Source organism: Azospirillum sp. B4 (assembly GCF_000333275.1).
Lineage (GTDB): Bacteria > Pseudomonadota > Alphaproteobacteria > Azospirillales > Azospirillaceae > Nitrospirillum.
This window is the reverse complement of sequence record NZ_BACU01000485.1, coordinates 35,229-52,852: the sequence shown is the minus strand read 5'-3', so window position 1 is coordinate 52,852 and position 17,624 is coordinate 35,229. Positions and strand designations below refer to the sequence as shown.

Below are 17,624 nucleotides of genomic sequence, written 5' to 3'. Positions count from 1 at the left end.
CTTCCAGCATGCGGCGCAGCAGTTCCACGTCTTCGGAGAAGGTGGGGTCGGTGGCGCACAGCTCCTCCACCTTGCGCACGGCGTGCATCACCGTGGTGTGGTCGCGATCGCCGAACTTGCGGCCGATCTCGGGCAGGGAGCGGGCGGTCAGCTGCTTGGACAGGTACATCGCCACCTGTCGCGGGCGGGCGACCGCGCGGGCACGGCGGGCGGAACTCATGTCCGCCAGGCGCATGTTGTAGTGTTCCGCCACCTTCTTCTGGATTTCCTCGATGGTCACCCGGCGGTTGCTGGCGCGCAGCAGGTCGTGCAGCACCTCCTGGCTTGATTCCAGGGTGATGGCCCGGCCCACCAGCTCGGCATGCGCCACGATGCGGTTCAGGGCGCCTTCCAGTTCACGCACGTTGGACGTGATCTTGTGGGCCAGGAACTCCAGGACCTTCTGCGGAATCTGCACCCGCATCTGCTCGCCCTTGGACTGCAGGATGCCCAGGCGCAGCTCATAGGTGGTCGGGTGGATGTCGGCGACCAGCCCCCAGCCCAGGCGGGAGCGCAACCGCTCCTCCATGCCTTCCAGGTCGGACGGGCTCTTGTCGGCGGAGATGATGACCTGGCGGTTCTGGTCCACCAGGGCGTTGAAGGTGTGGAAGAACTCTTCCTGGGTGCTGTCCTTGCCGCTGATGAACTGCACGTCGTCGATCATCAGCACGTCGACGGAGCGGAACTGCTCCTTGAACGCCATGGTGTCCTTGTACCGAAGGGCCCGGATGAACTGGTACATGAACTTTTCCGCCGACAGGTAGATCACCCGGCGGGCGGGGTCCTTCTTGCGGATGTGCCAGGCGATGGCGTGCATCAGGTGGGTCTTGCCCAGGCCCACGCCGCCGTACAGGAACAGCGGGTTGAAGGTCACGGCGCTGGCGTCGGCCACCCGGCGGGCGGCGGCGAAGGCCAGCTCGTTGGGCTTGCCCACCACGAAGTTCTCGAAGGTGAAGCGGGGGTCCAGCAGCGCCGAGACGTCGTCGCGCTCCTCCCCCAGGCTGGCGCCCCCGATGAAGGCCGGCAGGGCCGGCGCCTCGGGCGCCCCGTTCAGGGATGCGGCCCCGTTGACCTCGTCATAGGTGGGCAGGCGATCCGCGCCGGTTTCCGATAGGGCGGCGGCATCCATGGCGGTGCTGGCGGCGGCGCGTGCGGCGCCGTTCAGGCCGGCCCCCAGCGTGTTGCCGAGCGGGCCGGCATCGCCCCGCGGCGGGGCCACGACGATTTCCACGGACTGGACGCCAGGGTTCTCCCCCGTCCACAGGGCACGGATGCGGTCGGCGTAATGGGTGCGGATCCAATCGCGCATGAAGCGCGTGGGCACGACGATGCGCACCTGCCCGCCGATGAAGTCCTCGACGGTCAGCGGCTTCAGCCAGCTGCGATACGCGGTTTCACCCACCTCGTCCTTCAGGCGCCCGCTGACACGCGCCCACTGCTGATCCAGAGATGCCTGAACCGACATTCCCGCTTCGCTCCTGCCCCAACGCCTTCCGGACCCGGACTATCAACCTCGACGACATGACCGGCCAACGACAGCCGGCCTGACAGCCGGATCAAATCGGACCGGAACCTTTATGGCGGGACGCCCCGTTCACCCCCAGGCGACAGCCTGTGGGCCGGAGGTTCGGGCGACAGCCCGGGGCCGCGTGAGACGGGGATGGGCCGGACACAGCCGGCATGACGGTGACCAAGACCGGAACCCCACCGGGTCCGTTCCTTATCGACACCGCCCCAACCCCGCTTCGCCAGCCCCTGTCGTCGGCCCTGTCCCGGCCGGTTCCGTGACCGCCTTTCCTCCCACCGGAATGTGACCGGCGCCGGGCTTCCGGGGCATCACCCCTGCCCCGCACGGCACCATTCCGCTGAAATAACAGGCAGACCAAAACTCTAACGCGCAAACAAAACCGCGCATCTTACGGGACTCATTTTAAAGAATCTCCCGCAGATACATGATCTTCTTCAAAGATTCAGAAATCTACCGGTGCCAGAATGACGTAGAGCGCCAAGCGTCGACATCAATATTCATCTGCCATCGGTTTGCGCAGGCGTTCCCGCCGCTTGATTACTTCATCGTGGAGAACGACCCCGCACATCGGCTGATGCTAGTCGGGCCGTCCGGGACTCGCAATAGGCTCGAAAAGGGAACAAACGAAAAAGACCGAATGATACTCACCCACCCCCTCTGGCGCCCACCCTTCGGACTATTCTGTAAGAATAGGTGGATGTGAACGCAGTAACGGGGCACCGGAAATGAAAGGGCCGCGCCCCCGCCGATTCCGGCAGGACGCGGCCCTCGCACATTTCCACGGGGCAAGAGCGGAACCACCGCCTCGACGTCTGGGCTGAAGGCCCGCGCCAAGGCGACGGCGGCCAGCGTATCAGCCCAGAGCGTTGATGCGGATGGACAGGCGGGAGAGCTTACGCGACACGGTGTTCCGGTGCAGCACGCCCTTGGAGACGCCCCGCATCATTTCCGGCTGGGCCAGCTTGAACGCCTCGGCGGCGGCGGTCTTATCGCCGGCTTCCAGGGCCAGCTCAACCTTCTTCACGAAGGTGCGGATACGGGACACACGGGCCCGGTTGACTTCGGTACGGACTTCCGTCTGACGGATACGCTTTTCAGCGGACTTATGATTAGCCATGACAAACCCTTTTCGAACACGACCCTTGCCGTGGAAGGCCGGGCTTATACCCCCTCCCCACGAAACCGTCAAGCGGCACGGCCCTAAAAACCGGGCCAGACTAGACCAAAATCCGGCGGGCACGTCCCTGCTTTGGGCATCCCCGTCCCCCGGATTCAACGAGTCTAAAGCCGAACACCGGCGATTCTGTCGATTTCCCCCAAGATGATGGGGTTTTACTTGAATGCTCTACCGCCCCTAGGGGGTCATCTTTGGTGATGACTCACTGCGGGCGCAGGACGAAGCGCACCATGGTTTCCGCCTGCCGGCCGGCGCCGTCCCGAGTCGCCGTGATCTCCAGCCGCTCGCCTTCCCGCGCCCAGCGCCCCGTGCCGGCCGGCCGCCAGCCCAGTTGGGGCAGGGTCTGGGTGTAGAAGGCGACGATGGCGTCGGTGCCGACATCGCCCTGGGCCGCCGATTCGACGATGCGGCCCCCCGGCTGGTCGAAGACGACGGCGGCGCTGGCCGGCGCCGTCAGTCCCGGCATCAGGGGCAAGTCCTCCACCCCCGGCACGAAGCCCGGTTCCGCCGGCCCCGCCCGGCCTGGGCCGGCCGCCAGCAGCAGAAGGGCGGAGAAGGCGGCGGAGAGGGCGAAGCGCATTCAGTCTTCCGGGATAACGCGGGCGGTCGGCAGCCCTTAGGGTGCCTGAGCCAGCAGGGTCGGGCAACGCCCAAGGCCGCATGCGTCAGCGCTGGCGCCGCGCGCAAAAGAAGCTGGATCGGCCGGCCTGCACCAGCCGCCGCACCCCCCCAGTGCGATTGATGTCGCAGTCGCAACCGGGGCACCCTTCCCCCTCCCGTCCATAGACGGCGAAGGAGTGCTGGAAATAGCCCAGTTCGCCATCCGACTGGACATAGTCGCGCAGCGAGCTGCCGCCGGCGGCGATGGCCTCGGTCAGGACATCCCGGATGGCAGGCACCAGGCGCTGGGCGTCCCTGCCCGCCACGCTGGCCGCCGACCGCTCCGGGCTGATGCCGGACCGGAACAGCGCCTCGCAGACGTAGATGTTGCCCAGGCCGGCGACCACCCGCTGGTCCAGCAGCGCCGCCTTGATGGGCGTCATCTTGCCGGCCAGCCGGGCCGAGAGGGTATCGGCATCGAATTCATTGCCCAAAGGCTCCGGCCCAAGCTTGGCCAGCAGGGGGTGGCTGTCCACCTGCCCATCCGCGATCAAATCCATGAGGCCGAAACGGCGGGGATCGTTGAAGGTGACGACGGCGCCATCGTCGGTTTCCATGACCACGTGATCGTGGGCGCCGGGCGCGCCGGCCGGCCCCCGGCTGACCACCATGCTGCCGGACATGCCCAGGTGGATCAGCAGCGTGTCGTCGTTATCCAGCCGGACCAGCACGTACTTGGCCCGGCGGCCGATGCCGGCCACGCGGCGCCCGGTCAGGCGCTGGACGAAGCCCGCCGGGAACGGCGTGCGCAGGTTGGGACGGTGCTGGGCCACGCGCACCAGGGTGCGGCCCTCCATCTTCAGGGCCAGGCCCCGGGCCACGGTTTCGACCTCGGGCAATTCAGGCATGGGGAGGCGCTTTCAGGGGGATGGGGTCACAGGTGGATAAGATGGGCGCCCGGGGGGGTGGCCTGCAACAGCGTGACCACGCCGGCCGTTTCCACCGTCACGTCATCGCGCAAGGCGGGCCTATCCAGGCCCAGGACGCGCCAGCCCATCTCGCAGGCGATGACGCGCACGCCCAAGGGCGTCAGCGACTCGGCCAATTCCGCCAGGGTGGCGATGTTGCCGGCGGCGTACTGCCGCTCCCGATCCGCCGGGGACGATCCGTCATCGGCCGCGCCCAGGCCCGTCCAGCCATCGCCCGCCAGCAGGAAGGGCAGGGCGCCGCCGGTGACGAACAGCAGGGTGGGCCGGCCGATGGCGGCGGCGGCCGTGGCCAGGACCAGGGCGTAGTGCACCCGGTCGAAACCGCCGGATTGCAGCACGATGGAGAGGCCGGGCTGATCAGTGCCCATGGCCATCCTCTCCCGGCAGGCCGGTGATCGTCGGATGGCCGCCGCACAGGGGGCAGTCCGGGTCGGGCTTGACCCGCACGGTGCGGAAGGACGCCCCCAGGGCGTCGTACAGCATCAGGCGGCCGGACAGGCTGTCGCCGATGCCCAGCAGTTCCTTCAGCACCTCCAGCGCCTGCAATGACCCAATGGTGCCCGCCAGGGCGCCCAGCACCCCCGCCTCGGAGCAGGACGGCACCAGCCCCGGCGGTGGCGGTTCGGGAAAGACGCAACGGTAGCACGGATGGGGATGGCCCTCATGGGCCTTGCCCAAATAAGCTTTAAACGTGGAAATCTGCCCGTCGAAGCGCAGCATGGCGGCCGACACCAGGGTGCGGCGCTCGAAATAGCAGGCGTCGTTCAGCAGGAAGCGGGTGGCGAAGTTGTCCGACCCGTCGGCCACGATATCGTAGGCGCGCACCAGGTCGCGGACGTTGCCCGGCCCCAGGCGGGTGCGGTGCGCCTCCACCACCACGTCGGGGTTGATGGCGCGCATACGGGCGGCGGCGCTGTCGACCTTGGGCACGCCCAGCGAGGTCATGTCGTGTACCACCTGGCGCTGCAGGTTGGACAGCTCGACCGTGTCGTCATCGACGATGCCGATGCGCCCCACCCCGGCGGCGGCCAGGTACAGCAGCAGGGGCGCCCCCAGGCCGCCGGCCCCCACCACCAGGACCGAGGCGCCCAACAGCCGCGCCTGCCCCTCACCCCCCACTTCCCTCAGGATGATGTGGCGGGAATAGCGCTCGATCTGTGAGTTATTAAAATCCATGTGCGGAGTCTTGAGTGGCCTCAAACGCCGGCGGGGCATCCGCCCCTTGGCTTATCCTCGCTTTCCGGTCCGCTGCCGCTCCCCGGAAAGCTCCGGCGGCCGCAGTCGCGGCCTAGGTGAAATGAGAAATGACCGTAGCGAAGGCAAGGGGGCCGGCGCTGTGACCGGCCCGCTTGATCCTCAATCCAGGCCCCTCAATCCAGGCCGTCGAACAGGCCGGTGGACAGGTAGCGTTCGGCGAAGCTGGGCAGGATCACGACGATCTGCTTGCCCTCGTTGCCCGGGCGGGCACCCAGTTCCAATGCTGCGGCCAGCGCTGCGCCGGAGCTGATGCCCACGGCGACGCCTTCCAGCTTGGCCACCTGGCGCGCCGTCTCGAAGGCGCGCTGGTTGGAGATGCGCAGCACCTCGTCGATCAGGTGGGTATCCAGGATGTCGGGCACGAAGCCGGCGCCGATGCCCTGGATCTTGTGGGGGCCGGGCAGGCCGCCGGACAGGACGGGGCTGTCCTCCGGCTCCACCGCCACCGCCTTGAAGCTGGGCTTGCGCTCCTTGATCACGCTGGCCACACCGGTCAGCGTGCCGCCGGTGCCCACGCCGGAGATCAGGAAATCAACGCCGCCGGCGGTGTCGGTCCAGATTTCCTCGGCCGTGGTGCGGCGATGGATTTCCGGGTTCGCGGGATTCTTGAACTGCTGCAGAATGTAGGCGTCGCCGGCCTCGGCCGCCAACTCCTCCGCCTTGGCGATGGCACCCTTCATGCCCTGGGCCGGCGGGGTCAGCACGATCTCGGCGCCCAGCAGCTTCAGCATGCGGCGGCGTTCCACCGACATGCTTTCCGGCATGGTGAGGATCAGGCGGTAACCCTTGGCCGCGGCCACGAAGGCCAGGGCGATGCCGGTGTTGCCGGAGGTCGGCTCGATCAGCAGGGTGCGGTCGGGGGAGATGCGGCCGTCGGCCTCGGCCGCTTCGATCATCGCCAGGCCGATGCGATCCTTCACGCTGGACAGCGGATTGAAGAACTCGCACTTGCCGATGATGTCGGCCTTCACGCCGTGGGCCTCGGCCAGGCGCTTCAGGCGCACCAGCGGGGTGGCGCCGACGGTTTCCAGGATGCTGTCATAGACACGGCCGCGGAAAGCGGCGGAGGCGGTGGTGTCAGCCATGGTGGGGTTCCGTTCCGTTAGATGCTGAAGTCCAGCTTGTGGGTCGCTTCGCTTTCGATGCCGGCACGGTGGGCGCGCAGGCACAGATCCTCAATGGTGGTCTGGTCCAGGCGGCGCATGCAGTCGTCCTGCAGTTCCGCCCACAGCGGGCGGACGACCTGGCGCCCCAATTCCGCCCCCACCGCGTCCTCGATGGGGTCGGTGGCCTGTTCCAGGGCGCGGACGATGCGCACGATCTCGCCCACGGTGATGCGGCGGCGTTCGCGCGCCAGGCGGTAGCCGCCCCGGGGGCCGCGCACACCGGCCAGGATGCCCGCCCGCACCAGGGCCTGCAGCACCTGTTCCAGATAGCGCTTGGGGATGCCCTGGCGCGCCGTGATCTCGCCCGACTGCACGGGCTCCGATCCGGCATTGTAGGCGATGTCCAGCACCACCTCGATGGCGAACATCAGCTTCTTGGAAATCCGCAGCATCCCTTCCCCCATTTCTTATTAGACCGCCTTCGTGGCCGTGACGCCGGTGGACCCGAAACCGCCGGCGCCCCGGGCGGTCTCATCCAGGCTGGCGACCTCGTTCCACCGGGCGCGCTCGTGGCGGGCGATCACCATCTGGGCGATGCGCATGCCGCGTTCGATGGTGAAGGGCTGGTCGCCCAGGTTCACCAGGATGACCCCCACCTCGCCCCGGTAATCGGCATCCACCGTGCCCGGCGCGTTCAGCACCGTCACGCCGTTCTTGAGCGCCAGGCCGGACCGCGGGCGCACCTGCGCCTCGAAACCGACGGGCAGGGCGATGGCCAGGCCCGTGGGCACCAGGGCGCGGCCCAGGGGCGGGATCACCACCGGGGCCGACACGGCGGCGTGCAAGTCCAAGCCGGCGGCCTGGGCGGTGGCATAGGCGGGCAAGTCCAGATCCTGGCCATGGGGCAAACGGGTGACGGCGACGGTGACGGGTTCGATCATCAAACGGGTTCCGGACTGTTGCTGGTGGTGAAGGTGTCGGCGATGGCCTGGGCCAGGCGTATCGCCCCGTCGGTCTTGAACAGGCGCGGCCAGGCCTCGGGCTCCGTCCCCTGGCGCAGTAGATGCACCTGGTTGTCGTCGCCGCCGAAGGTGCCGGTGCCCGTGGCCACGTCGTTGGCCACGATCCAGTCGCAGCCTTTCCGGGCCAGCTTGGCGGCGGCGTAGGCCAGCACGTCGCGCGTCTCGGCGGCGAAGCCCACCACCAGCCGGGGACGCTGGGGGCCGGGCTGGGACAGGGTGGCCAGGATGTCCGGGTTCTCGGCCAGCGTCAGGGTGGGCGGACCATCGGGGCCCTTCTTCACCTTGTCGCCGGCGGCCGCGACCACCCGCCAGTCCGCCACCGCGGCGGCGCAGACGGCGATGTCGGCCGGTAAAGCAGCCTGGCTGGCGGCCAGCATCTGGGCCGCCGTCTCCACCCGCACCACGCGCACGCCGCGCGGGTCGGCCAGGGTGACGGGGCCGCTGACCAGGGTCACCTCGGCACCCAGCGCCGCCAGGGCCGCCGCCACGGCGTGGCCCTGCTTGCCGGAGGAGCGGTTGGCGATGTAGCGCACGGGATCGATGGGTTCATGGGTAGGACCGCTGGTCACCACCGCGCGGCGGCCGGCCAGCGGCTTGTGAATGGGCGGCCTCGGCCCCGCCTGCTCCGCGAAGAAGGCGGCGATGCCCGCCACGATCTCCATCGGCTCCACCATCCGGCCGGAGCCCACCTCGCCACAGGCCATGTCGCCGGCGGCGGGGCCCAGGCGGCGGATGCCGCGCCCTTCCAGGGTGCGGACGTTGGCCTGTGTGGCGGGGTTGGTCCACATCATCACGTTCATGGCCGGCACCACCATCACCGGCTTGTCGGTGGCCAGCAAGGCGGTGGTGCCCAAGTCGTTGGCCATGCCGGCCGCCATGCGCGCCAGGATGTCGGCGCTGGCCGGCGCCACCACCACCAGGTCGGCCTCCCGCGACAGGCGGATGTGCCCCATCTCCGATTCGTCGGTCAGGGAGAACAGGTCGGTGTAGACCTTCTCCTCCGACAGGGCCGCCACCGACAGCGGCGTCACGAACTGCGTCGCCGCCTGCGTCAGCACGGCGCGGACGCGCACGCCCCGCTCCTTCAGGCGGCGGATCAGTTCCAGGCACTTGTAGGCCGCGATGCCGCCGGAAATGACCAGCAGGACGCGTTTGCCATCAAGAACGCTGTGATCTGGGGTCGCGGTCAAAGGGCACCTACGGGAACCGGTTCCCCCAAGGGATATCAGGGAAACGGAACGCTCGGTCGGACAATCTTATCAATGCACGGCCAGGCGTTGTGAAATCAATAGATATGGAGTCGACGCGCTTTGCGCAAGCGACAGTTCAAGCCGCCACCACAGCACAGGCGGCAGAGAATCGGACTTGAAATTCCCCAAAAAAGTGCCCCGGCGGAGTCCTGGGAAGGACAGCCGCCGGGGAGACTTTCAAATCAAAGACCGAACCTAAGACCAGCGGCACGAGGTTATGACTCGTGCCGCTGTAGGATGCGACTGCATCCGCCGGAGCGAGCACCGCAGGGCGCAGCGAGGAAGCCCCAAGACACGCATAGGGGCCAGCGGATGCTGGCGCCCGGCGACTGAGGGCATCAATGCCCGCCATACAGGCGGATGAGGGCGGAGATGTTCTCGGCGCCATGGCCGGCCTCGCGCGCGTCTTCCAGCACCCGCAGGGTCGCATCCGCCAGGGGGGTGTCGGCCTTCACCGCGTCCGCGCCGGCGGTGGCGTAACGGAAGTCCTTGGTCATCAGGTCCACGGGGAAGCGCACGGCGAAATCGCCGGCCTGCATCATGCGGGCGTAGTTGGCGGCCGCCGGGCTGGCGATCGGCAAGGTCGTCAGGATGTCGAGGACGGACGCGCCATCGAACCCCGCCTTGCCCAGGAAGCCCATCATCTCCGCCCAGGCGGCCAGCTGGATGCCCAGCAGGCTGTTCACCGCCAGCTTCAGCACCGCACCCCGCCCCACCGGGCCGACGTGGTGGACGGCGGCGGCCAGGGGCGCCAACGCATGCTGGGCCTGGTCATAAGCCGCCGCCTCGCCCCCCGCCAGGACGATCAGCTTGCCGTCCTGCGCCTGGGGCAGGGAACCCACCACCGGCGCCTCCAGGAAGGCGGCGCCCGTGGCCGCCACCGCCGCCGCCAGCTCCGCCACCCACGCGGGGGAGACGGTGCTGCATTCGATGGCCAGCGCGCCGGGGGCCAAGCCCGCCAAGGCGCCCGTCCGCCCGTCCAGCCAGACCGCCCGGGACGCCGTGTCGTCCGCCACCATGGCGATGACGATATCCGCCCCGACCGCCGCCGCGCGCGGGGTGGCGGCGGCGGTGGCGCCCTGGTCCGTCAGACCCGCCACGGGGCCTGGGGAGCGGTTCCACACCGTGACGGCGTGCCCCGCCTTGACCAGGTTCGCGGCCATGCGGGCGCCCATGGCCCCCAGGCCCAGGAATGCGATCTTGCTCATGCCCTGATGCTCCTCCACGCTCACCAGGCGACCGTCTGGCCCTGGTAGTCCAGGTATTGCAGGCCGGGCTTGCCGGCCTGGGCGGTCACCACGTCGACCACGCGCGGAATGCTCTCCGAGATATCCAGCATGGCTTGCGGCCCCCCCATGTCGGTGCGGACCCAGCCGGGGGCGATCACCAGCAGGGTGCGGCCATGGGCCGGCTGGCGCGCGGCGTAGGAGCGCATCAGCGTGTTCACCGCCGCCTTGCTGGCGCGATAGACCTCCCACCCGCCGCTGATGTTGTTGGTGATGCTGGCCAGGCCGGACGACATGACGGCGATGGTGCCCTTGGGCGTCACCAGATCGTCCAGCGCCTCGACACAGCGCATGGGCGACAGGGCGTTGGTCACCATCACCCGGGTGAACTCCTCGGTTGACACCTGGCCGACGGTCTCCTGCGGATCGTTGGTGACGCCGGCGTTGACGAACAGCACGTCGATGCGGCGGCCCTCCAGGCGCTGACGCAGGGCCGCGATCTGTTCGGCGTGGACGATGTCCACCGTCTCCACCGTCAGGCGGCCCTGGGACGCTTCGGCCGCCTGGTGCAGGGGACCGGGCCGGGCGTCGGGCCTGACGGTGCCGATGACCTGCCAGCCGCGCGCCAGATACTCCTGGGCCAGCGCCAGGCCCAGGCCGCGGGAGGCGCCGATGATGAGCGCCGTGGGGCTGTGGGGGGCGGGGGAAGTCGACATTGGGGAAACCCTCTTCTGCTGGGGCACGCCGGCCATCCCGGTAGCGGTCAGGGCCGGCGCCCGGGGGAAGGCAGATGCCTGATATGGGACGGCCCCGGCGAAAGTCAGGGGCCTGCGACCAAGATGCCCCCGCGCCACCGCAGGCGCGATTGAAAGAATGTCATCTGCCCGCTGCCCAGCCGGCATCGCGGCCTTGACCTAATTTCACCCGGGTATTATATGCGGGCAGCAATATCACCCGGGTGAAATAGGATCACATCATGCAGGGCCAGGACAGGAAGGCCGCCATCGCCGACTACAAGAAGCGGGAGGGGGAGCCCGGCATCTACGCCCTGCGCTGCGCGGCGTTGCCCGGCACCGTCTGGGTCGGCCCCACGCCGACGCTGGACACCATCCAGAACCGGCTATGGTTCAGCCTGCGCCACGGCGGCCACACCCACCGGGGCCTGCAGGCCGCCTGGACCACCCACGGCGCGGACGCCTTCACCTTCGAGGTGCTGGAGCGGCTGGAGCCGGAGGAGAGCGCCTACCTGGCCCGCGCCCAACTGAAGGACCGCGCCGCCCACTGGCGGGCGATGCTGAAGGCGGAAATGATTTAGCGGCATGAATTTCTCATGCCCTAAGCAGGTTCCTCCAGATCGGGCCACACATGGCCCGGCCTGGAGAAACCTGCCGACTCTATGGTTCAGCAGATTTCCGAGCCCGCACATGTGTGGGCGGAGTTCGGAAAGTCTGCTTAGACCGCGGCCGCCGGACCTTTCCGAGGAGCGGAGCGGACTGGAAAGGGAGGAAGCCAAGCGGCCGGATGGCCGCGCCCGGCGCCTGAGGGAACTCAAACAGGTCGCTTGGGGATGTCGAGGCCACGCTGCACCGCCGGCCGCGCCAGGCCGCGGTCCAGCCAGGCGGGCACGTGGGTCAGGCTGGCGTAGTCCACCAGGTCACCGGCGCCGTAGAAGCCCACCAGGCCGCGCACCCAGCCCAGCATGGCGATGTCGGCGATGGTGTAGTCCGCGCCCATGATCCAGGGCCGGTCGGCCAGACGCCCCTCCAGCACGCCCAGCAGGCGCTTGGATTCATCGGCGTAGCGCTTCAGCGGGCGCTTGTCCTCGTAATCCTTGCCGGCGAATTTGTGGAAGAATCCCACCTGGCCGAACATGGGGCCGATGGCCGCCATCTGAAAGAAGACCCATTGCAGGGTCTCATAGCGGGCGGTGGCGCCGGCCGGGATGAACTTACCCGTCTTCTCCGCCAGGTAGACCAGGATGGCGCCCGATTCGAACAGGGCGATGGGGGCACCTTCCGGCCCGTTGGGGTCGATGATGGCCGGGATCTTGCCATTGGGGTTGAGCGACAGGAACTCCGGCGTCCAGCTCTCGTTTTGCATGATGTTGACGAGATGCGGCTCATAGGCCAGGCCGGTTTCCTCCAGCATGATGGAGACCTTCACGCCATTGGGCGTGGGCAGCCCATAGAGCTGGATGCGGTCGGGATGCTGGGCCGGCCAGCGGCGGGTGATGGGAAATGCGGACAGGTCGGTCATGGGGAGCCCTCCGGGTAGCACCGGCGGGAATTGAACCGTCAATCCGCCAGTACTTCAACGACGGGTGTCACAACCGGAAGAAAAGGGGCGGGCCGTCACCGGTCCCCGCCCTCTCCTCCACCGCCCCTTACTTGGCCTGCACCACCTCCACAACCTTGGCGTCGGGCTCGCTCCAGCCCTTGGCGCCGGTGTGGCCGAAGCTGCGGTTGGCCTCGGTCCAGGTCAGCTGGGTGACGCTGCCGCCGCCCTGCTCATAGGCGTAGGTGAAGCCGTCGTCCTGGAACAGGGTGAAGCGGCCGTCGGCACCGGGATAGACCTTCACCCGGGATATGGTCTGCTTCTGGTGCGTATTCTCGATGGGGGAGCCCAGCGGCAGGATGGAGCCCGCCTTGACGAACACCGGGATGCGGTCGATGGGTGCGGCCACCGTCACCGTCTGGCCGCCGCTGTAGCGCTTGTCCGTCCAGAAGTCGTACCAGTCGCTACCGGCCGGCAGGTAGACCTGCTTGGTGGTCGCCCCCTGCTCCGTCACCGGGGCCACCAGCAGGGCCGGACCGAACATGTACTCATCCCGCATGTCGGTCACGGCCGGGTCGTCGGGGAAGTCCAGCGGCAGGGCCCGCAGGAAGGGGGCCCCCGTCTGGTAGGTCTTGTAGCCCAGGGAATAGATGTACGGGATCAGCTGATAGCGCAGCTTCACGTACTTCTCCAGGATGGCCTGGGCGTCCGGACCGTAGGACCAGATCTCGTTGGCCGGGCGGCTGCCGTGGGTGCGCAGCACCGGCAGGAAGGTCGCGTACTGGAACCAGCGGGTGTACAGCTCGGGATAGTCGTCATAGCCGCCGACAACGGCGCGCGCCGGCGTGGGGTCCAGCAGCGGCGCCTTGGCCGGCGTGTGCTCCTCCGGCAGGTATTGCCAGCCGCCGGTGTCGTTGCTCCAGTAGGTGATGCCAGACGCGGCGAAGTCCAGGCCGGTGGGCACCTGGCGCTTGAAGGCGTCCCAGGTGGGGGTGATGTCGGACGACCAGACGATGGCGCCGTTGCGCTGCACGCCCAGATAGGCGTCGCGCGACAGGATGACGGTGCGCTTGTCCTTGAAGTCGCGGCGGAAGCCGTCATACAGCGCGCTGGTGTGGAACAGCGGGTAGACGTTGAAGTACTTCGTGCCCGGCCCGATGTGGTAGTAGCTGCCGTTGGGTGGCAAATCCGGCTCCGTCTCGTCCGACCACAGGCTGTCGAAGCCTTGGCTCAGGATGTTGTCGCGGATGGTGTTCCAGTACCACTTGGCGGCGTCGGGGTTGGTGGTGTCGATGTCCGACCCCGCCTTGTCATAGGGCAGGCCGTTGGTGGGCGTGCCGTCCGCCTGGCTCAGGAACCAGCCGTTCTTTTTCAGCAGGTCATAGTAGCGGCCGTCGGACGTGAAGCGCGGCCACACGCTGATCATGGTCTCGAAGCCCATGTCGTGCAGCTGCTTGTTCATCGCCTTCGGGTTCGGCCACAGCTCCGGCACGAAATCGAACTGGCCCATGATGGTGTAGTAGAACCAGTCCACCACCAGCACGTCGGCCGGGATGTGCCGCTCACGATAGCCCTTGGCCACGTCCAGCACCTCCTGCTGCGAGCGGTAGCGCTGTTTGGACTGGATGTAGCCGTAGGCCGACTTGGGCAGCATGGGTGTGGCGCCGGTCAACTGGCGGTAACCGGCATAGATTTCATCGGCGGTCTTGCCCGCGATGACGAAGAAGGAGACGCGGTCGCCCACCTCCGACGTCCAGCGGGTGACCTCGTTGAAGCCCGGCTCGATGGTCGTCTTCGACGGGTTGTCCCACAGGATGCCGTAGCCGTAGTTGGTGATCATGAAGGGCACGCAGGTGCTCTGCCCGCCCGGCGCATTATAGTCGTTCCAGCAGCGCACCACATGACCGCGATGGTCCAGGAATCCCTCCTGGTTCTGGCCCAGGCCGTAATAGTGCTCATCCGCCGGGGAGGCGAAGACGCCGTTCACGGTATAGAACGGGTCGTCCGTGGGCCGGCGGTCGTGCAGCAGCTGGCTGTTGCCGTCCTTGAAGTTGGGCGTGCCCATGGACCAGCCGGTGAAGTCCAGGATGGTCTTGCCCGAAGCATCCTTGAAGGTGATGTGGGCGCCGTTGGTCGTGCCGCCGAAATAGCGGCTGATGTCCACGGCCGTCTGCTGCGGCGCCACGGTGTGCGGCGGCGGGTGCCAGCCGACGATGGTGGCCGACATCTGGCCGGAGGCCAGCACGGTGTCGCCGCGCGCGTCCTGGCCCTGCGTCCAGCCGGCGGCGTTGGCGCCGGGGATGATACCGTAGCCGGGACCGGCCAGGGCCGCGGCCTTCTTCAGGCTGAGGGTGACGCGGATGATGTTGGGGCCGTAGGGCTCCAGCACCAGGGTCTGCTCCTGGACCTTGTTGGACTGGTCCACCACCACGGGGGACTTCACGGCATCGGCCCGCGCCGACACCGGGGCCGCCAGCGCCATGGCGCCCATTACCACAGCTATGGCCGTGCCGAACCGGATGGCGCCCATTACGGGCCGCCCGCGCATCTTCATGGTGACTCCCCCTGAAATTCTTATGAAGCGAGGTTCTTATAAATCATATGATAGCGGTACCATCCGTGAAGCACGTCCCAGGGTCAACCCGAAAAGCCCGGTGCCACAGCCGCGATTGTTCCCCAGCGGCAACGGTGCGTGCCGGCAACGCCGCCTATCGCCGGGACCGCCAAGGTCTTAAGTGTAGGGACGCGGCGCCATCGCGGGCGCCCGATGAGGATCGCCCATGACCCATGAGCCGGCTGCCATGCCCCGCCTGAAGACCCTGACGCGCCTGCACGCGGCCTATCGCGACGACATCGCCGACCTGGTGACCCGCCGCCCCCTGCCCGGCCCCGCCGTGCCGCAGCTGAGCCCCTTCCTGTTCCTGAACCACCACGGGCCCCAGGTCTATCCGCCGCGCAACCAGGGCCTGCCCTTCGGCCCCCACCCCCATCGCGGGTTCGAGACGGTGACCTTCATCCTGGACGGGGAGCTGACGCACGCCGACAGCGCCGGCCATGAAAGCGTCATCAAGGCCGGTGGGGTGCAGTGGATGACGGCCGGGCGAGGCGTGGTGCATTCGGAGCTGTCGCCGGCCGACTTCCGCCGCCAGGGCGGCCCGCTGGAGATCCTGCAGCTGTGGGTGAACCTGCCGGCCCGGCTGAAGTTCGCGGAGCCCGGCTATACCGGCCTGCAGCGCGACGCCATCCCCGCCCTGCCCACCGATGACGGGCGGGGCACCGTCAACCTCATCGCCGGAAGCTGGGGCGGCGTGACCGGCCCCATCCCCTCCCTGACCGGGGTGTTCATGAGCACGGTCAGCCTGTCGGCCGGCGGCACGGTGCGGTTCGAGGGGACGGACGGGCGGAACGTCTTCCTCTACGTCGTGCGCGGCGCCGTCACCGTGGGCGGCGGCGCGGCCCCGGCCCACCACCTGGTCGAACTGAGCCTGGAGGGCGACAGGGTGGAGATCACGGCGCAGGAGGACGCCGTCCTGCTGTTCGGCCATGGCGAGCCCATCGCCGAACCGGTGGTGGCCCACGGCCCCTTCGTCATGAACACGCGGGAGGAGATCATCGCCGCCATCCGTGACTATCAGGCGGGGCTCTTCGAGTAATTCCGTCAGACGGGCGGCGGCCCGATCGGGGCCTCGCCGGCATCACGTTTGGGCCGCCGGCCGGTGCGGGTTGTGGAAGATGGCCTCCACCGGCAGGTCGAACAGCACGGCGATGCGGTAGGCCAGGTCCAGCGACGGGTCGTGCTTCCCCGTCTCCAGGGCGTTGACCGCCTGGCGGGAGACGCCCAGCCGCTCCCCCAGGTCGCCCTGCGTCCAGCCCCGCTCGGCCCGCAGCACTTTCAGCGTGTTGCGCATCAGTGGCTGGTCCGGATGAAGGGCGTGACGAGGCCGAAGGCGGCCCAGAAGGCGGGATAGACCAGGAAGCCGGGCATGTGCGCCAGCCTCACGTAGGTTTCCAGGAAACCCCAAGTGGTGGCGACGATGAAGGCCAGGGTGGCGGCGACGATGAAGCGCTTGGCCATCAGGGCACGCACGAACTCATCCGCCTGGCGCATCATCCGCAGGGTCACCCACAGCTGGGCGGCGATGCAGGCGCCGGGCACCAGCGCGCCCAGCCACAGCAGCGGCCCCTGGAGGTCCAAGCCGCCCCAACTGATGACGATGATGGAAAGGACATAGAGGGTCATGGAGGCGGCGGTGCCGATGGCATAACCGCGCGTGGCCAAGGCGAAGGTGTCATTACTGGACATGATGTCGTGTTCTCCTGACGTTTTGTCAGGTAAACATGACTCACTCCGGGTGTCAGGTCAACCTGACTTTTAACCTCTCCCCCTTGAGGCGATTTCCCCGAGTCGCAAGCCGGCACATCCGCGATAAGGTAGAAAATCCACGTCTTTCGTATAGGCGGGTCCGCTAAGGAAGCTTTAAGGATGGCGCCGTAGTATCCCCGCATACCAGGTGGGACAAGACTCGCGCGTCGCCCGTGGACAGTCGTGTTAGACTTAATTTCCCGCCCGGTTTTTGATGCTTCTCCGTTACCGACCAGTAATTCACCCCTGGGTTTCCCCAGAACTCTGCCCCGCCGACAGGATTTCGCCCCGGAATGAGCCGCGACGATCAACGCCAACCCCATGACCGCCGCCGCGCGCTGCGGGGTCTGCTGGGTGGCGCTTTCCTGGCGCTGATGGCGATGACGGCCCTGCCGCACGCGGCGCTGGCCGGCGAAGGCGGGGGTGGCGGCCAGAAGTCGGAGGACCCGGAGGTCCTGCGCAAGATCAAGATGAGCCCCATGCTGCTGCCGGGGCGGGACCGCTTCTCTTACGTCCGGCTGCAGGTGATGCTGGTGGTGCGCATGAGCAAGCACCTGAATGAGGAGGTGGACACCGTCACCAACCTCAGGCCCCGCATCAATGGTGAGCTGACCGAGGCCCTGACCGTCGACCACCTGGCCCGCAACACCCTGACCACCGCCGACGTCCAGGCCCTGAAGGGCCGCATCATGGAAGTGGCGAACGAGGCGGTAGGCAAGCCCATGGTGGATGAGGTCCTTATCGTGAGCCTGCTGGTCGGCTGACATGCCCGCCGGCACCCATGCCTTGCACG

Annotated in this window: 19 protein-coding genes; 3 read left to right on the top strand and 16 right to left on the bottom strand. The window is 67.9% G+C overall.

The window, feature by feature from the left end; genetic code table 11:
• The 12 genes from dnaA to I55_RS21070 all read right to left on the bottom strand — a co-directional run.
• Positions 1-1,504: chromosomal replication initiator protein DnaA (gene dnaA / locus I55_RS21125; protein ID WP_044562563.1), on the bottom strand; the 1,504-nt coding region annotated here is incomplete at its 3' end.
• Positions 1,505-2,420: 916 nt separating this feature from the next.
• On the bottom strand, positions 2,421-2,684 hold the full coding sequence (gene rpsT / locus I55_RS21120; RefSeq protein WP_044562562.1) for a 30S ribosomal protein S20: 264 nt from the start codon (positions 2,682-2,684) through the stop codon (positions 2,421-2,423).
• A 262-nt stretch (positions 2,685-2,946) separates the two neighbouring features.
• The gene (locus I55_RS21115; protein WP_044562561.1) at positions 2,947-3,324 is read right to left on the bottom strand and encodes a hypothetical protein; all 378 of its coding nucleotides are present in this window, start codon (positions 3,322-3,324) and stop codon (positions 2,947-2,949) included.
• A gap of 85 nt (positions 3,325-3,409) precedes the next feature.
• Positions 3,410-4,252 (bottom strand): bifunctional DNA-formamidopyrimidine glycosylase/DNA-(apurinic or apyrimidinic site) lyase, encoded by an 843-nt coding sequence (gene mutM / locus I55_RS21110; protein WP_044562560.1) that lies wholly within the window; start codon positions 4,250-4,252, stop codon positions 3,410-3,412.
• 26 nt (positions 4,253-4,278) lie between these two features.
• Entirely contained in the window at positions 4,279-4,701 is a 423-nt protein-coding gene (locus I55_RS21105; RefSeq protein ID WP_083901306.1) for a DsrE family protein, read from the bottom strand.
• Positions 4,691-5,509 (bottom strand): molybdopterin-synthase adenylyltransferase MoeB, encoded by an 819-nt coding sequence (locus I55_RS21100; protein WP_044562558.1) that lies wholly within the window; start codon positions 5,507-5,509, stop codon positions 4,691-4,693. The genes I55_RS21105 and I55_RS21100 overlap by 11 nt, the downstream gene beginning before the upstream one ends.
• Before the next feature lie 194 nt (positions 5,510-5,703).
• A complete protein-coding gene (cysK, locus tag I55_RS21095) occupies positions 5,704-6,675 on the bottom strand; it encodes a cysteine synthase A (RefSeq protein ID WP_044562557.1) in 972 nt (323 codons plus the stop codon).
• A gap of 17 nt (positions 6,676-6,692) precedes the next feature.
• Complete coding sequence (locus I55_RS21090) at positions 6,693-7,148, bottom strand: Rrf2 family transcriptional regulator (RefSeq protein WP_044562556.1); 456 nt, start codon at positions 7,146-7,148, stop codon at positions 6,693-6,695.
• A gap of 18 nt (positions 7,149-7,166) precedes the next feature.
• Entirely contained in the window at positions 7,167-7,637 is a 471-nt protein-coding gene (gene dut / locus I55_RS21085; RefSeq protein ID WP_044562555.1) for a dUTP diphosphatase, read from the bottom strand.
• Positions 7,637-8,908 (bottom strand): bifunctional phosphopantothenoylcysteine decarboxylase/phosphopantothenate--cysteine ligase CoaBC, encoded by a 1,272-nt coding sequence (gene coaBC / locus I55_RS21080; protein ID WP_044562554.1) that lies wholly within the window; start codon positions 8,906-8,908, stop codon positions 7,637-7,639. Before coaBC ends, dut begins: the two co-directional genes overlap by 1 nt.
• A 398-nt stretch (positions 8,909-9,306) precedes the next feature.
• The gene (locus I55_RS21075; protein ID WP_044562568.1) at positions 9,307-10,176 is read right to left on the bottom strand and encodes an NAD(P)-dependent oxidoreductase; all 870 of its coding nucleotides are present in this window, start codon (positions 10,174-10,176) and stop codon (positions 9,307-9,309) included.
• A gap of 20 nt (positions 10,177-10,196) precedes the next feature.
• Positions 10,197-10,910: an SDR family NAD(P)-dependent oxidoreductase gene (locus tag I55_RS21070; RefSeq protein ID WP_044562553.1), complete on the bottom strand. Its 714-nt coding sequence runs from the start codon at positions 10,908-10,910 to the stop codon at positions 10,197-10,199.
• A 260-nt stretch (positions 10,911-11,170) separates the two neighbouring features.
• Here I55_RS21070 and I55_RS21065 point away from each other — a divergent pair, with 260 nt between their 5' ends.
• Positions 11,171-11,509, top strand: a complete 339-nt coding sequence (locus I55_RS21065) for a GIY-YIG nuclease family protein (protein WP_044562552.1) — start codon at positions 11,171-11,173, stop codon at positions 11,507-11,509.
• Positions 11,510-11,742: 233 nt separating this feature from the next.
• Here the strand turns inward: I55_RS21065 and I55_RS21060 are convergent, their stop codons facing one another.
• Both I55_RS21060 and I55_RS21055 read right to left on the bottom strand, forming a co-directional pair.
• Positions 11,743-12,450: a glutathione S-transferase N-terminal domain-containing protein gene (locus I55_RS21060; protein WP_044562551.1), complete on the bottom strand. Its 708-nt coding sequence runs from the start codon at positions 12,448-12,450 to the stop codon at positions 11,743-11,745.
• 127 nt (positions 12,451-12,577) lie between these two features.
• Positions 12,578-15,022 (bottom strand): glycoside hydrolase family 31 protein, encoded by a 2,445-nt coding sequence (locus tag I55_RS21055; RefSeq protein WP_044562550.1) that lies wholly within the window; start codon positions 15,020-15,022, stop codon positions 12,578-12,580.
• Between the two features lie 226 nt (positions 15,023-15,248).
• On the opposite strand from I55_RS21055, the gene I55_RS21050 reads away from it, so the two are divergent.
• The gene (locus tag I55_RS21050; RefSeq protein WP_252181243.1) at positions 15,249-16,121 is read left to right on the top strand and encodes a pirin family protein; all 873 of its coding nucleotides are present in this window, start codon (positions 15,249-15,251) and stop codon (positions 16,119-16,121) included.
• Between the two features lie 42 nt (positions 16,122-16,163).
• On the opposite strand, the gene I55_RS21045 is transcribed toward I55_RS21050, so the two are convergent.
• Positions 16,164-16,376 carry a helix-turn-helix transcriptional regulator gene (locus tag I55_RS21045; RefSeq protein WP_044562549.1) on the bottom strand — a complete coding sequence of 71 codons (213 nt, stop codon included), beginning with the start codon at positions 16,374-16,376 and terminating at the stop codon, positions 16,164-16,166.
• Complete coding sequence (locus tag I55_RS21040; protein WP_044562548.1) at positions 16,376-16,771, bottom strand: hypothetical protein; 396 nt, start codon at positions 16,769-16,771, stop codon at positions 16,376-16,378. The genes I55_RS21045 and I55_RS21040 overlap by 1 nt, the downstream gene beginning before the upstream one ends.
• Before the next feature lie 353 nt (positions 16,772-17,124).
• Between I55_RS21040 and I55_RS21035 the strand changes: the two genes are divergently transcribed.
• Positions 17,125-17,595 carry a hypothetical protein gene (locus I55_RS21035; RefSeq protein ID WP_044562547.1) on the top strand — a complete coding sequence of 157 codons (471 nt, stop codon included), beginning with the start codon at positions 17,125-17,127 and terminating at the stop codon, positions 17,593-17,595.
• Positions 17,596-17,624 lie beyond the last annotated feature (29 nt).